General features: G+C 36.1%; 11 protein-coding genes. 7 read left to right on the top strand and 4 right to left on the bottom strand.

What is annotated here, in order from left to right; genetic code table 11:
* Window positions 1-490: 490 nt before the first annotated feature.
* Window positions 491-1,222: a phosphatase PAP2 family protein gene (locus DQN49_RS05045; RefSeq protein ID WP_006996268.1), complete on the bottom strand. Its 732-nt coding sequence runs from the start codon at window positions 1,220-1,222 to the stop codon at window positions 491-493.
* Between the two features lie 68 nt (window positions 1,223-1,290).
* Here DQN49_RS05045 and ribA point away from each other — a divergent pair, with 68 nt between their 5' ends.
* The gene (ribA, locus tag DQN49_RS05040) at window positions 1,291-1,941 is read left to right on the top strand and encodes a GTP cyclohydrolase II (RefSeq protein ID WP_005629111.1); all 651 of its coding nucleotides are present in this window, start codon (window positions 1,291-1,293) and stop codon (window positions 1,939-1,941) included.
* A 315-nt stretch (window positions 1,942-2,256) separates the two neighbouring features.
* Here ribA and DQN49_RS05035 read toward each other — a convergent pair whose 3' ends face one another.
* The gene (locus DQN49_RS05035; protein ID WP_006996266.1) at window positions 2,257-3,801 is read right to left on the bottom strand and encodes a peptide ABC transporter substrate-binding protein; all 1,545 of its coding nucleotides are present in this window, start codon (window positions 3,799-3,801) and stop codon (window positions 2,257-2,259) included.
* The gene (locus tag DQN49_RS05030) at window positions 3,794-4,156 is read right to left on the bottom strand and encodes a YbaN family protein (protein ID WP_006996265.1); all 363 of its coding nucleotides are present in this window, start codon (window positions 4,154-4,156) and stop codon (window positions 3,794-3,796) included. Before DQN49_RS05030 ends, DQN49_RS05035 begins: the two co-directional genes overlap by 8 nt.
* 124 nt (window positions 4,157-4,280) lie before the next feature.
* On the opposite strand from DQN49_RS05030, the gene prlC reads away from it, so the two are divergent.
* The 6 genes from prlC to DQN49_RS05000 all read left to right on the top strand — a co-directional run bounded on the left by prlC (window position 4,281) and on the right by DQN49_RS05000 (window position 14,704).
* On the top strand, window positions 4,281-6,323 hold the full coding sequence (gene prlC, locus DQN49_RS05025; RefSeq protein WP_032826366.1) for an oligopeptidase A: 2,043 nt from the start codon (window positions 4,281-4,283) through the stop codon (window positions 6,321-6,323).
* A 242-nt stretch (window positions 6,324-6,565) separates the two neighbouring features.
* A complete protein-coding gene (locus DQN49_RS05020) occupies window positions 6,566-8,110 on the top strand; it encodes a type I restriction-modification system subunit M (RefSeq protein ID WP_006996262.1) in 1,545 nt (514 codons plus the stop codon).
* 2 nt (window positions 8,111-8,112) lie between these two features.
* The gene (locus DQN49_RS05015; RefSeq protein ID WP_006996261.1) at window positions 8,113-9,111 is read left to right on the top strand and encodes a virulence RhuM family protein; all 999 of its coding nucleotides are present in this window, start codon (window positions 8,113-8,115) and stop codon (window positions 9,109-9,111) included.
* Between the two features lie 82 nt (window positions 9,112-9,193).
* Window positions 9,194-10,450 (top strand): restriction endonuclease subunit S, encoded by a 1,257-nt coding sequence (locus DQN49_RS05010; protein ID WP_111723562.1) that lies wholly within the window; start codon window positions 9,194-9,196, stop codon window positions 10,448-10,450.
* A 6-nt stretch (window positions 10,451-10,456) separates the two neighbouring features.
* Window positions 10,457-11,398, top strand: a complete 942-nt coding sequence (locus tag DQN49_RS05005; protein WP_006996258.1) for an Abi family protein — start codon at window positions 10,457-10,459, stop codon at window positions 11,396-11,398.
* A 222-nt stretch (window positions 11,399-11,620) separates the two neighbouring features.
* Entirely contained in the window at window positions 11,621-14,704 is a 3,084-nt protein-coding gene (locus tag DQN49_RS05000; protein ID WP_006996257.1) for a type I restriction endonuclease subunit R, read from the top strand.
* Between the two features lie 216 nt (window positions 14,705-14,920).
* On the opposite strand, the gene DQN49_RS04995 is transcribed toward DQN49_RS05000, so the two are convergent.
* Window positions 14,921-15,550 carry a YkgB family protein gene (locus DQN49_RS04995; RefSeq protein ID WP_006996256.1) on the bottom strand — a complete coding sequence of 210 codons (630 nt, stop codon included), beginning with the start codon at window positions 15,548-15,550 and terminating at the stop codon, window positions 14,921-14,923.
* Window positions 15,551-15,729: the final 179 nt, after the last annotated feature.

Raw genomic sequence — 15,729 nt, 5'->3', positions numbered from 1 at the left:
TAAAACGCATGGACTGAATTAAAAAATTCATTCAGAAAAAATTGGCAAAAATATTATCGTCAAATTAGTTTTTTTGGCAAAAAACTTATAATCTATTGAATTTATTATATTAGCTAATCAACAAAAAATTTGGGAATACGATAAACTTGAAGAGTATCAAATTCCTTATATTCTATTAACATTAGGAGACTGTCCTAACCAAAAAGGAACATATAAAAATAAACGTCACTGCTGGTTTAGATTTTGGTTTGATGCTTCAATTCAAAGATATGAAGATATTTGGAATAATAGTTCTTTACCAGTATTGTGGACAACCTATTATTACCTATCAGGGAAACAAAGAAAACCTTCAGAAATAAATCTAAAAAACATGAATTATTTCATCATAGATAAAACTTTCTTAGAACAAGAAATATTACTTCCCCAATTTATTATTCAAAATATAGAACGGTGGTTTGAAACACACAATTTTGTATAGACAAGTCAGCACCTAATACCATTTCATGACGAAGATCGCCTTTTTCTTTAAAAAGGCAAAAATAATGCTATTAATCAACCATGCCAGTAATGTCGCCACCAATAAATCTATTGGGTAATGCATGCCTAATCGCACACGGCTAATCAACATCAACAAGCCCCACACCGCAATACCCGCCACCAGCAATTTTGCTTTAAAAGAACGGTTACCCAATAATTGGGTAAAGCCAACAGCAAGCATTAGCCAAGTTGCGGCAAAAATCGTATGTCCAGAAGGGAACGAATACCCCGTTTCATTTTCATAATGATGAACTAACCAAGCTGGTGTGATAGCATCCATCGAATAAAAATTCTTAGCTATTTCAGAACGCAAAGTGCGGTCATTTTTATAAAAGTTTTCAGGCGTTGAATGAGTTTGCTCAGCTAGATAAACGGTGAACGGACGAGGTTCTTCAAATAATGCTTTTGCCCCTGTTTTTGCCGCTTGAGTTGCAATAACTGAAATCCCCATCACAATTACGCCTAATAGCCATTGTTTTGGATTTTTAAATAAAAACGCAAACAAAAGCGTAAATAACACACAGGTAATCAACGCATAAGGTACGCTACCCGTTTCAGTGAGCAAATAAAGCCAATAATCAGCTTGAGTTAATTGGCTATTACCATGCCACTGATAGGAAATACCCCAAATAAAAAATGGTACAAGACAAAGTAATAACGTATATAATGACAGCCTTTTGAACATGCTCGCCCCTTGATAACAAAAATAACGCGCGCATTCTAACAGAAATGACTACGAATAAGGATCACTTTATGGCAAAAATTCAGCTAGTTGCGCAAGCCAATTTACCCACTGAATACGGTATTTTCAAAATGGTGGGATTTGAATTCCCAGATACAAAAAAAGAACATGTAGCCTTAGTGATGGGCGATATTTCTAATGCTGATGAACCTGTATTAGCACGTATCCATTCTGAATGTTTAACTGGCGATGCGCTTCACAGCTTAAAATGCGATTGTGGGTTCCAACTGGCGACAGCATTAAAACAAATTCAAGAAGAAGGTCGCGGAGTCTTAATTTATCATCGTGAAGAAGGTCGCGGAATTGGTTTGATTAATAAAATCCGTGCTTATTCTTTACAAGATAAAGGAATGGATACCATTGAAGCTAATCTTGCTTTAGGTTTCAAAGCGGATGAACGCAACTTTGAAGTCTGTGCCGATATGTTTGAGCTACTTGGTGTAAAAAAAGTTCGCTTAATGACCAACAACCCAGAAAAAGTAGAAACCATGAAAAAAGCAGGTATCAACGTGGTTGAACGAGTACCGCTTAATGTAGGCGAAAACCGCTACAACACAAAATATCTTGATACAAAAGCGAAAAAAATGGGGCATTACATTGTGCATAACAATGATGAACAACATTTAATGACCTGTCCACATTGCCAGGAAGAGATTATTTAACAAATAAGATATGTTAAAAAAGCCATACTGTTATATTGAACAGTATGGCTTTTTTATTTAAACTCTCAGTTACGGAATAATCGAAAGATTTTTTAGCATATTGCTAAAAACGAGAAAGCCCGTCTCGTATTCCAAAGATCGGGGCTTATCAGGAGTAAGTAAAATGAAAAAAATTGCCTTTTTCATTTTCTTGATTATCTGTTGTTTAGTTAGCTGTTCAGGCACAGTTATCTAAGATAACCACAAGGGAACGATGTAGGCGTTGTCCCCAATGCCTCCAATCTTAAAGATTTTTTTTCTTGATTGCAAGGGCAATTATTGACTTTGAACCTTTCTCCACAAATCTTTACTGTAAATGGTTCCAACAGAATTTACTTGCGCGCCCATTATAGTTGGTGTGAGATAAACTGGCGTACTATATTGAAAAATGGGTAATACTAAATGTTCTTGTTGAACTATTTCTTTTAATTTTGCGTAATTTTCTAACCGCACTTTTTCGGATGTCGTCGTCATTGCACTTTCAAATAAACGATCAAATTCCGCATTTTTATAGCCATTTTTATTATCAGGGTTTTTTGAATAGAATAAATTTAGAAAGGCTGCAGGATCATTAAAATCAGCACACCAGCCAGAACGAATTAATTGAAAATCGCCTTTTGTGCGGGCACTTTGCAATTCTTGCCAGCTCATAGCTTGATTTTCAACACGCAATAAATCGGATTGCGATAATTGACGATTTAATCGCGTTATAATGGTTTGATTCAGAGACGAATCATCATAACGAATGCGTAATTTCAACGGATGCATTTCACTCATTTGATTTTGCGAAAGTAATTGTTCTGCGATGGCTGGTTCCCAAATTGACTCTTGCTCTCCGAGCATTGATTTTGGCAGAAAACTATTGTTAGGGTGAAGATAAGGAATATCTGCAACTAAATTCTTGGTAGAAATCATCGAAACAATGGCTTTTCTTAGCGCACTTTTTTGCAAAATTGGATCCGTAAGATTAAATTCGTAAAAATAAGTACAAAGTTGCGGATAATCTTGGATATTTTGAACTGCTTTTTTCGGATTCATTACAACATCAAAATCAGACAAATCTGCATCAGCTGCAATTTGTTGATACTTCACTTGCTGAAATATCACTTTTTCTTTCGCCCAATAATAAGGATTGGCAATTAAAATGTGCTGATTTTCAGCCTGACTTTGTAACTGATATGCGCCATTGCTGATAAATGTTTCAGTCGATTTAACATAGCGAGGCAAAAGACTGACATGCGCCAGCATAGAAGGCAAATATGGTGATGCTTTATCTAATTCAATACGTAAAGTGCGGTCATTTTCAGCGAATAATCCAAGCGATTCCACAGCTAGTATTTTTTCCAACACTGCCTTCGCATTTTTCACATTCATAAAAGCCAAATAATTTTTAAGTGGACTTTCAGATTGCGAAAGTGCTTGCCAAGATTGCACAAAATCTGATGAAGTGATAGGCTCGCCATTCGACCATTTGGCATGTTCACGCAAAGTGAAAATCCAAGTTTTATTGTCTTCGGTTTGCCAACTTTCTGCTACGGCTGGAACAAGATTACCTTGCGCATCATAAGCTGTTAAGCCTTCAAAAAGATCTCGTAATAATTGAGTTTGTTCTTCGCTTTGTGCTTGCCAAGGTTGCAAAGTCAAATCGCTATAAACGCCACGTTTTAATTCAACTCGGTTAGATTCTAATTGAGTATTTTTCGGTGTCTCAACTTGTGGCGAAATAGGCTTGGAACTATCCAATTTATCACAAGCCACCATCGTAAAAATGATGGAAAAAATAACCGCACTTCGTTGGCACAAAGCGAACAAATTATTCATTTTCGGTTTTAACCCAAAATAAGAAGAACCAAAACTTAATGCAAATCAACGCAACAATAACACTACGCCCTATTACGCTTGGCGTAAAATAAAAACCAATTAGTAGCATTATGGTGACAAAAGTCAAAATACAAATTTTGGTATTTTTCTTTAATGATCGATTTTCATTAAAAGACTTGAGATGTTTTTGATAAATACTTGTACCTAAAAACCATTGTTCTAAGCGTTTTGAACCTTTTGCGAAGAAAAATAAAGTAAGTAATAAAAAAGGCGTGGTAGGCAAAAGAGGAAGAAAAATGCCAATGATGCCAAGTGCAAGAGAAAGAAAACCTAAAATAATGTAAATAATTTTCATAATGTTCCTAATAAAAAAGAAAATGCGAACTATTATTACCGATTTTTTAGATTTTTCAACCTTGATATTATAGAATTTGTCGTCACATAAAAAGCAGTTTTCAAACAAAGGAACATTTATGTCTATGTCAAATCCATTACTGAACATTCAAGGCCTACCGCCATTTTCACAAATCAAGCCAGAACACATTCAACCCGCTGTTGAAAAATTAATTCAAGATTGTCGTGACACAATAGAACAAGTGTTAAAACAACCGCACTTTACTTGGGAAAATTTCATTTTGCCTTTAACAGAAACCAATGATCGCTTAAACCGTGCTTGGTCACCTATTTCTCATCTCAATTCAGTAAAAAATAGCACTGAATTGCGTGAAGCCTATCAAGCGTGCTTGCCTTTACTTTCTGAATACAGCACTTGGGTTGGTCAGCATAAAGGGCTTTATAATGCCTATTTGGCGTTAAAAAATAGTGCTGAATTTGCCGATTATTCTATTGCACAAAAGAAAGCCATTGAAAATTCACTGCGTGACTTTGAACTTTCAGGCATTGGTCTTTCAGAAGAAAAACAACAACGCTACGGCGAAATTGTAGCGCGCTTGTCGGAATTAAATTCACAATTTAGCAATAACGTATTAGATGCCACAATGGGTTGGGAAAAGCTCATTGAAAACGAAGCAGAACTGGCAGGCTTACCAGAATCCGCACTACAAGCTGCACAACAATCTGCCGAAAGTAAAGGATTGAAAGGTTATCGTTTTACGTTAGAAATCCCAAGTTATTTGCCAGTGATGACTTACTGCGAAAATCGTGCATTGCGTGAAGAAATGTACCGAGCTTATGCGACACGTGCCTCAGAACAAGGTCCGAACGCTGGCAAATGGGATAACAGTAAAGTTATGGAAGAAATTCTTACGTTACGCGTAGAACTGGCAAAATTACTCGGTTTTAACACTTACACCGAACTTTCACTTGCCACAAAAATGGCTGAAAACCCACAACAAGTGCTTGATTTCTTAGATCATCTTGCCGAACGTGCTAAACCACAAGGCGAAAAAGAATTGCAAGAATTGAAAGATTACTGTGAAAAAGAATTTGGTGTCACTGAACTTGCGCCTTGGGATATTGGTTTTTACAGCGAAAAACAAAAACAACATTTATACGCCATTAATGATGAAGAACTTCGTCCATATTTTCCTGAAAATCGCGTGATTTCGGGATTGTTTGAATTAATTAAACGAATTTTTAATATTCGTGCAGTTGAACGCAAAGGCGTGGATACTTGGCATAAAGATGTACGTTTCTTTGATTTAATTGATGAAAACGATCAACTCCGTGGCAGTTTCTATCTTGATTTATATGCGCGCGAACATAAACGTGGTGGCGCGTGGATGGACGATTGTATCGGACGCAAACGTAAACTGGATGGCAGCATTCAAACCCCAGTGGCTTATTTAACTTGCAACTTCAACGCCCCTATAGGTAATAAGCCAGCGTTATTTACGCACGATGAAGTTACCACGCTATTCCACGAATTTGGTCATGGCATTCATCATATGCTCACGCAAATTGATGTCTCCGATGTGGCGGGTATTAACGGTGTGCCTTGGGATGCCGTGGAATTACCAAGTCAATTTATGGAAAACTGGTGCTGGGAAGAAGAGGCATTAGCGTTTATTTCAGGACATTACGAAACAGGCGAGCCGTTGCCAAAAGAAAAACTCACGCAATTGTTAAAAGCAAAAAATTTCCAAGCCGCGATGTTTATCTTGCGCCAGCTTGAATTTGGGATTTTTGATTTCCGTTTGCATCACACCTTTGATGCGGAAAAAACCAATCAAATTTTAGAGACACTTAAAGCAGTAAAATCACAAGTTGCCGTCATAAAAGGCGTTGATTGGGCAAGAACCCCGCACAGCTTCAGCCATATTTTTGCAGGGGGCTACGCCGCAGGTTATTACAGCTATTTATGGGCTGAAGTCTTATCGGCTGATGCTTATTCTCGCTTTGAAGAAGAAGAAGGTATTTTCAACCCAATCACCGGCAAATCATTCTTAGATGAAATTCTCACGCGTGGTGGCTCAGAAGAACCAATGGAACTCTTCAAACGCTTCCGTGGCAGAGAGCCGCAATTAGATGCATTGTTAAGACATAAAGGCATTATGAATTAATATATCAATCTATAGGGCATGTATGACATGCCCTTTTTCAAATATTTTCCGCTAAAAAAGCCCTTCATAAAAACATTGCAAATTTCAACCGCACTTTATCAAGACAAAACCTGCAAACGAGATATTATTTTTACAAATAGCCGCAAGATAAACTCATAGAAATTCACGCAGAATAGACTAATTTCCTGTATAATTTTTCACATCTTTATTTAACTCATTACATAAAATATTTTGAGGATTTTATGACAATAGCAATGCAACAACGTGCCGAACTTCAACGCCGTATTTGGCAAATTGCTAATGATGTGCGTGGCTCAGTCGATGGCTGGGATTTCAAACAATATGTGCTTGGCACACTTTTTTACCGTTTTATTAGCGAAAATTTTGCCAATTACATTGAAGCGGGCGATGAAAGCGTAAATTATGCTCAATTACCCGATGAAATCATTACACCTGACATTAAAACAGATGCCATTAAAACGAAAGGCTACTTTATTTACCCAAGCCAATTATTTAAGAATGTTGCGGCTAATGCTGGCAGCAATCCTAATTTGAATACTGATTTAAAACAGATTTTTACTGATATTGAAAACTCAGCGACGGGCTTTCCATCTGAACAAGATATTAAAGGGTTATTTGCCGATTTTGATACCACCAGCAATCGCTTAGGCAATACCGTAAAAGATAAAAACGACCGCTTAACGGCTGTTTTGAAAGGCGTGGCTGAACTTGATTTTGGCAAATTTGAAGATAACCACATTGATTTATTTGGCGATGCATACGAATATCTTATTTCTAACTATGCCGCCAATGCAGGCAAATCTGGTGGCGAATTTTTCACCCCACAAAGTGTTTCCAAACTCATTGCTCAAATTGCAATGCACGGGCAAACCTCGGTCAATAAAATTTATGACCCTGCAGCAGGTTCTGGCTCACTTTTGCTTCAAGCCAAAAAACAATTTAATGAACATATTATTGAAGAAGGCTTTTTCGGGCAGGAAATTAACCATACCACATACAACCTTGCCCGTATGAATATGTTTTTGCATAACATCAACTACGACAAGTTTGATATTGCTTTAGGTAACACCTTAATGGAACCACAATTTGGCGATGATAAACCTTTCGATGCCATCGTTTCTAACCCACCTTACTCCGTGAAATGGGCTGGCTCCGACGATCCCACACTTATTAACGATGAACGCTTTGCCCCCGCCGGCGTGCTTGCGCCAAAATCCAAAGCGGACTTTGCCTTTATTTTACATGCGTTAAGTTATCTTTCAGGCAAAGGCAGGGCGGCGATTGTCTCCTTCCCAGGCATTTTTTATCGCGGCGGTGCGGAACAAAAAATCCGCCAATATTTAGTGGATAATAATTTTGTGGAAACCGTGATCGCCTTAGCACCTAATCTCTTTTTTGGCACCAGTATTGCGGTGAATATTTTGGTGCTTTCCAAACACAAACCCAATACCCAAACCCAATTTATCGACGCCAGCGGTTTATTTAAATCTGCCACTAATAACAACATTTTAGAAGAGGAACATATTGAGCAAATTCTCAAACTGTTTGCCGATAAAGAGGATGTGCCGCATTTGGCAAAATCCATATCCTTTGAAGAAATCGCCCAAAATGACTACAACCTTGCAGTAAGTTCGTATGTGGAACAAAAAGACACCCGCGAAGTAATTAATATTGATGAACTCAATGCTCAAATTCGTAAAACTGTAGCCAATATTGACCGCTTGCGTGCGGAGATTGACAAGATTGTGGCGGAGATTGAGGGATAACAATGGAAATTGTGCTTTATACCACCAGTGAAGGTAATGCTCAGTTTAGATTACAGAAATTTGATGATCAGATTTGGCTATCTCAAATTGAAATGGCTGAGCTATATCAGACCACTAAACAAAATATCAGTAAACATATCAAAGCTATCTTTTCTGAAGGCGAACTTGATGAAAATTCAACCGTCAACTATAAGTTGACAGTTCAAACTGAAGGAAGTCGAACCGTTTCTCGCCAATTAGCTTATTATTCGTTACCACTGATTATTGCTGTAGGATACCGAGTTCGATCATCTCGTGGCACACAATTCCGTCAATGGGCAACCGATCGATTGCAAGAATATATGGTAAAAGGTTTTACGATAGATGATGAACGCTTAAAAGATAATGGTGGTGGAGATTATTGGAAAGAATTACTCAATAGAATCAGAGATATTCGCTCAAGTGAAAAAGCATTATACCGCCAAGTTCTAGATCTATACGCAACCAGCCAAGATTATAATCCTAAAAGCGAAGCAACAGTTAAATTCTTCAAAACGGTACAAAATAAGTTACATTATGCAACTTGTGAACAAACATCGGCAGAACTCATTTACTATAGAGTAGATAGCAACAAAGATTTTATGGGACTAACTACATTTAAAGGTGCATTACCCACATTAAAAGAAATCAAAGTTGCAAAAAATTATCTCACAGAAGAAGAATTATTTCGTTTAAATCGTTTGGTATCTGCTTTTTTTGACTTAGCTGAACTTAAAGCACAATCTCATACGCCAATGTATATGCAAGATTGGGTTAATGAATTAGATAAATTTGCTCAAATGTATGGTAAAGGCGTGTTACAAAGTGCTGGAAAAATCAGTCGAGAACAAGCTGAACAAAAAGCCATTTCAGAATATAGAGCTTATGAGGTAAAAACACTTTCACCCATTGAACAAGAATATCTAGCTACATTGAAAGCATTAGAAAAAACAACCGTAGATAAATTGCATCAGAAAAAATAAGCCACAGTAGCGGCGGACTTCAGTCCGCCGAAAGAATATCAATATTACAACGGCGGATGAAATCCGCCCTACGAGAAATACGATGAAAAACAACCGCACTTTTTTAGAAAAATTATTGGATGGGGCTGAGGTTGAGCGGAAGCCTTTATGGTCAATTACAACTTGGGATAAAAGATTTAATGCTGTAGAAAAAGAAAAACAACCTAAAGTTATTAAATATCACTACTACTTAGCAAGTGAGTTAAAACCTTTAATTGTAGATGGAGGTAATGTAAAACTATTAACCACAAATGAATCTGATATTTGGACTACCGAAGAACTAGTACAAAACAATATTTCTGAAGGAGAAATTATTGCAATCCCTTGGGGTGGTAATCCAATAGTTCAATATTATAAAGGTAAATTCGTTACAGCGGATAATAGAATTGCAACATCAAATAATACTAAAATTTTGGATAATAAATTCTTATACTATTTTTTATTAAGTAAATTAGACGTAATTTCTTCGTTCTATAGAGGTTCAGGAATTAAACATCCTAGCATGTATCATGTTTTAGAAATGTTAATCCCCATCCCCCCACTTTCCGTCCAAACCGAAATCGTAAAAATTTTGGACACATTGACAGAGCTTACCAGCGAGCTTACCAGCGAGCTTATACTACGCCAGAAACAGTATGAATACTATCGGGAAAAATTATTATCTTTTGATAGTTTAGAGCTATCGGGGGGGGGGGGGGGGGGGGTAGTCCAATGGATAAAACTGATTGATTTGGGAGAGTTAATTCGTGGCAATGGATTACAGAAGAAAGATTTTACCGAAACAGGCGTTCCAGCCATTCATTATGGTCAAATTTATACCTACTATGGTACATTTGCCACGAAAACCAAATCTTTTGTTTCGCCCGAATTGGCTAAAAAATTAAAAAAAGCTAAATATGGCGATGTATTAATTGCTGGGACTAGTGAAAATTTAAAAGATGTAATGAAACCTCTTGGATGGCTTGGTAGTGAAATTGCTTTTTCAGGCGATATGTTTGCATTTAGACCGAATAAAAGAGTAAATACAAAATACTTAACATATATTTTGCAAACAGAAAGATTTTATAAATTTAAAGAAAAATATGCTCAAGGTACAAAAGTAATTAGAGTTAAGGCTGATAATTTTTTGAATTATGAAATTCCTCTTCCTACATTTGAAGAACAACACCGTATCGTTTCAATCCTAGATAAATTTGAAACCCTAACCAATTCCATCACCGAAGGCTTACCTTTAGCGATTGAACAAAGACAAAAGCGGTATGAGTATTACCGAGAATTATTACTAAATTTTAAACAATAAGAAAATATGCCAAAAACATTAAAAGAATGGAAAAGTTTTGATGACCAACTCTCGCAATTAAAAACACGTGGGCTTGTTATTGAGAATGACTTAAAAGCCTTAGGTTATTTAAAAACAATTGGATATTATCGTATTAGTGGCTATCTTTATCCTTTTCGCCAAATAGATATTTGTAATCCTGAGAAAAAATTAGACCGCTTTATTGAAAATACATCTTTTACTGATGTAAAACAACTTTACCTTTTTGATAAAAAATTACGACAATTAGCACTTGATGCTTTAGAAAGAATTGAAGTCGCTATGCGTGTGAATATTGCTTATCAATTAGGAAAATATCAACCACTCGCCCACAAAAAAAGTGAATTTTTTGATTCTAATTTCCGACATTCAGAATGGTTAGATAGACTTGATAGTTTAATTCGCCGAGAAGGAAAAACAAATTTTGTAAAACATCATTTAGAACAATATGAAGATCTACCTATTTGGGTATGCTGTGAAGTTTGGGATTTTGGCACAATGTCAAAACTTTATAGCGGGATGAAAGAAGAAGATAAAGACCATATTGCTAAAATATATCATTTAAAAAGTGGAAAACATTTACAAACGCATCTTCACGCTTTTAACATCATTCGCAACATTTCTGCACATCATAGCAGATTATGGAATCGTTCTATTCCTATAAATGCAACATTGAAAGGGCTAAATGACCCACAGTGGAAAATGCTTTCCACGAAACAAGTATTCGTATATTTTTGTTTGATGAAAAGAATGTTAGATATTATTTGTCCAAATTCAACGTGGGGAGAACGTTTTTTAGCGGTTCTTGATGAATTTCCTAAGGTGCAAAATAATGCAATTTCAATAAGAGATACAGGATTAGTTATTGACCTAAAAGAATGGAATCTATGGGGAAAAATGGCCCCTAGCCTTGTGAATCCAACCACTTGAGTTGGCAAAGCCAGGGGAACTGTTGGCACGCATAGTATAAAAATATGGATCCGAGGTCAAGTTCTTTAGTTAAAACTAAAGTTTTCTTGATTAATATTTAAACTATAAAAATTACGACTGGAAAATATACCCAATAAAAAATAAGCTTATTATTCAATAGCTTATAATAACTCAAGTTACTCAGTAATACTGAATAACTGAAAAATATACTAAGGAAAAACCATGACCCAATACAAAACTATCGCTGAATCCAATAATTTTATCGTTTTAGATCAATATAATAAATTTGTGGAAGAACCTAATGCTGGTTATCAAACAGAAGGGAGCCTTGAGCGTGAGTTTATTCGTGATTTACAGGCTCAAGGCTATGAGTATTTACAAGGGCTTAATAATCACGATGAACTGATTAAAAACTTACGTGTTCAATTACAACGGTTGAATAATGTTATTTTCTCCGATGCAGAATGGCAACGTTTTTTAGAGGAATATTTGGATAAACCGAGCGATAATCTGATTGAGAAAACCCGCAAAATTCACGATGATTATATTTATGATTTTGTGTTCGATAACGGACGCATTCAGAATATCTATTTGCTAGATAAGAAAAATCTTGCCAATAATTCTCTGCAAGTCATCAATCAATTTGAGCAAACTGGCAGCTATGATAATCGTTATGATGTGACAATTTTGGTGAATGGTTTACCCCTTGTGCATATTGAACTGAAAAAACGCGGCGTAGCCATTCGTGAAGCCTTTAACCAAATTCACCGTTACAGCAAAGAAAGTTTCAATAAAGAAAATTCTCTCTTTAAATATATTCAGATTTTTGTCATTTCTAATGGCACGGATACCCGCTATTTTGCCAACACAACGAAACGCAATAAAAATAGCTTTGATTTCACAATGAGTTGGGCAACGGCAAAAAATACTCTGATTAAAGATTTAAAGGATTTTACCGCAACTTTCTTGCAAAAGAATACTTTGCTCAATGTGTTGGTAAATTACTGCGTGTTTGATGTGAGTGATACGTTGTTAATTATGCGTCCGTATCAAATTGCCGCCACTGAGCGTATTTTATGGAAAATCAAAAGTTCATATCACGCCAAAAATTGGAGCAACAAAGAAAGTGGTGGCTATATTTGGCATACCACAGGTTCAGGCAAAACCCTCACCAGTTTTAAAGCATCTCGCCTTGCGACTGAACTTGATTTTATTGATAAAGTCTTTTTTGTGGTCGATCGTAAAGACTTAGACTACCAAACGATGAAAGAATATCAGCGTTTTTCGCCTGATAGCGTGAATGGATCGGAAAGTACCGCTGGGCTTAAACGCAATATTGAAAAAGATGATAACAAAATTATCGTAACCACCATTCAAAAATTGAATAATTTAATGAAAAGTGAAGAAAACCTGTCTATTTATCAAAAACAGGTGGTCTTTATTTTCGATGAAGCACATCGCTCCCAATTTGGCGAAGCACAAAAAAATCTAAAACGTAAATTCAAAAAATTCTATCAATTTGGTTTTACTGGCACACCTATTTTCTCTGAAAACGCATTAGGTGCGGAAACGACAGCAAGTGTGTTCGGTGCGGAATTGCATTCTTATGTGATAACTGATGCTATTCGTGATGACAAAGTACTGAAATTCAAGGTCGATTACAACGATGTCCGCCCACAATTTAAAGCCTTAGAAACAGAAAAAGATCCTGAAAAATTGACCGCACTTGAGCAGAAACAAGCCTTTTTACACCCTGAGCGTATTAAAGAAATCTCGCAATATTTGCTTAACAATTTTAAACAAAAAACCCACCGCTTGAATGCCACAGGTAAAGGCTTTAATGCAATGTTTGCGGTAAGCAGTGTGGAAGCAGCAAAACGTTATTACGAAACCTTACAAAATTTACAGGCAGAGCAGGAGCATCCGTTAAAAATTGCAACAATCTTTTCGTTTGCCGCCAATGAAGAACAAGATGCGATTGGCGATATTCCAGATGAGACCTTTGAACCCACTGCTCTAAACAGTACAGCAAAAGAATTTTTAACGAAAACCATTGATGATTACAATTACTACTTTGGCACGAATTATGGCGTAGATAGTCAATCATTCCAAAATTACTATCGCGATCTTGCCAAACGTGTGAAAAATCAGGAAGTGGATTTACTGATTGTGGTCGGAATGTTCTTAACAGGCTTTGATGCCCCTACGTTGAATACTCTTTTCGTGGACAAAAACTTGCGTTATCACGGATTAATGCAGGCTTTTTCTCGCACCAACCGCATTTATGACACAACTAAAACCTTTGGGAATATCGTCACTTTCCGTGATTTGGAACAAAATACCATTGATGCAATCACGCTATTTGGCGATAAAAATACGAAGAATGTCGTACTAGAAAAAAGCTACGACAGCTATTTTAACGGTGATGACAATCAACGTGGTTATTTGGAGGTTATTCAAGAGCTACAAAATCGCTTTCCTAATCCAACAGAAATCGAAACAGAGCAAGATAAAAAAGAGTTTGTAAAATTATTTGGCGAATATCTACGTGTCGAAAATATTTTGCAGAATTACGATGAATTTGCAGCATTGCAAGCCTTACAAGCGGTCGATTTAAATGATCCGATTGCAATGGAGAAATTCAAGCAAGTACATTATGTGAATGATGAACAAATTGCAGAAATGCTAAAAGTACCCACTTTACCAGTAAGAACAGAGCAAGATTATCGTTCCACTTATAATGATATTCGCGATTGGTTACGCCAAAGAAAAGAGGGGAATGATAAAGATAATTCACCGATAAATTGGGATGATGTCGTGTTTGAAGTAGATTTATTAAAATCTCAAGAAATCAATTTGGATTATATTCTTGCGTTAATTTTCGAACATCATAAGAAAAACCAAGACAAAGAGGTGTTAATTGATGAAATCCGCCGCACAGTTCGTTCAAGTTTGGGTAACCGTGCGAAAGAGAGCTTGATTGTCGATTTTATCAACCAAACAAATTTAGATGATATTCCCGATAAAGCGACTTTAATTGACTCATTCTTCCTATTTGCTCAAGCAGAACAGCGAAAAGAAGCAGAAACCTTAATTCAAGAAGAAAATTTGAATGTCGATGCAGCAAAACGCTATATCAGCACTTCATTAAAACGGGAATATGCCAGTGAAAACGGCACGGCACTTAATGAAGTATTGCCAAAAATGAGTCCACTTAATCCACAATATCTCACTAAAAAGCAGACAATTTTCCAAAAAATTGCTGCATTTGTAGAGAAATTTAAAGGGGTTGGAGGAAATATTTAAATTTAATATATCAACAATTAGAAACCTTATTAAGACATAAAGGCATTATGAATTATGAATTATGAATTATGAATTATGAATTATGAATTATGAATTATGAATTATGAATTATGAATTATGAATTAATAATACAAAACATACTGGTCAATATTTAACTAGTCGTGATAATAAAAACAGCTCCAATTTATACTTGGAGCTGTTTTTATATCGATAAACTTATTTTTTACGTGCTAACATTCGATTTGCACACTCTGCTGCAGCTGTTAAGCCACCTGCCATCATAATAATATCTTTAATCACTAAACGACCAACTCCAGATAAATAAGGGAAACCATAGGCTGGCGTTGGTAAATCTCCACCTAGATTAGGCACCCAAGCCTCGGGCGTTGTGATTAAAAATGACAGCGTGACTATTGACATGCCAAATGTCAGTAGGCCCCCTGCTAAACCTGCCGTTGCATTCCAAATACCAGCTAAAGTAAGAATACCAACAGTAACAATAATTGCTCCAATAATGTAAGAAGCCGTATAGGTGCCATTTTCTTTATGCCATTCGATGTTTTTTGCAACCATCTTTCCTTCAGGATTTTTGTGTAGTGTATATTCCATCACTAACTCTCCTTTATCATTCGGCACTAAATTTGGCCCTTTTTCATACATATAGCTAAAAAACGGGCTATTTGATACAAAGTGGGCAATTCCATCTGCCTCATATTGACAAACTTTCAAACCACCGATCCATGCCATTACAATAAAAATAGCAATACGGATAAAATTAATAAATTGACGCTGCATTGGTGCAACAATTCTCGCGACAAATTCAACAAATGTATTAAATACTGACATATAAATTTCCACATCAAAGTAAATAAAATTGAGAGCCTAATTCTACTCGCTTTAATATTAAAAAGCAAAATCAATTCCCTTTAATATAAAGGTAAATAACGGAGAAATTTGAAAAGTTTTACTAATTAAAATAAAATTTGATTTTCCCATTTTAAGCCTATTTATTATCTTTAAATCAC

This window comes from Haemophilus aegyptius (assembly GCF_900475885.1).
GTDB lineage: Bacteria > Pseudomonadota > Gammaproteobacteria > Enterobacterales > Pasteurellaceae > Haemophilus > Haemophilus influenzae.
Note: the sequence above shows the minus strand (reverse complement) of the source record. Positions and strands in the feature narration are given on the sequence as shown.

What these genes read in the sequence shown, in the direction of transcription:
- DQN49_RS05005 (WP_006996258.1), top strand. Translation starts at nt 10,457, where the DNA reads ATGCCAAAAACATTAAAAGAATGGAAAAGTTTTGATGACCAACTCTCG.
- ribA (WP_005629111.1), top strand. Translation starts at nt 1,291, where the DNA reads ATGGCAAAAATTCAGCTAGTTGCGCAAGCCAATTTACCCACTGAATAC.
- DQN49_RS05010 (WP_111723562.1), top strand. Translation starts at nt 9,194, where the DNA reads ATGAAAAACAACCGCACTTTTTTAGAAAAATTATTGGATGGGGCTGAG.
- DQN49_RS05000 (WP_006996257.1), top strand. Translation starts at nt 11,621, where the DNA reads ATGACCCAATACAAAACTATCGCTGAATCCAATAATTTTATCGTTTTA.
- DQN49_RS05035 (WP_006996266.1), bottom strand. Translation starts at nt 3,801, where the DNA reads ATGAATAATTTGTTCGCTTTGTGCCAACGAAGTGCGGTTATTTTTTCC.
- prlC (WP_032826366.1), top strand. Translation starts at nt 4,281, where the DNA reads ATGTCAAATCCATTACTGAACATTCAAGGCCTACCGCCATTTTCACAA.
- DQN49_RS05045 (WP_006996268.1), bottom strand. Translation starts at nt 1,222, where the DNA reads ATGTTCAAAAGGCTGTCATTATATACGTTATTACTTTGTCTTGTACCA.
- DQN49_RS05015 (WP_006996261.1), top strand. Translation starts at nt 8,113, where the DNA reads ATGGAAATTGTGCTTTATACCACCAGTGAAGGTAATGCTCAGTTTAGA.
- DQN49_RS05020 (WP_006996262.1), top strand. Translation starts at nt 6,566, where the DNA reads ATGACAATAGCAATGCAACAACGTGCCGAACTTCAACGCCGTATTTGG.
- DQN49_RS05030 (WP_006996265.1), bottom strand. Translation starts at nt 4,156, where the DNA reads ATGAAAATTATTTACATTATTTTAGGTTTTCTTTCTCTTGCACTTGGC.
- DQN49_RS04995 (WP_006996256.1), bottom strand. Translation starts at nt 15,550, where the DNA reads ATGTCAGTATTTAATACATTTGTTGAATTTGTCGCGAGAATTGTTGCA.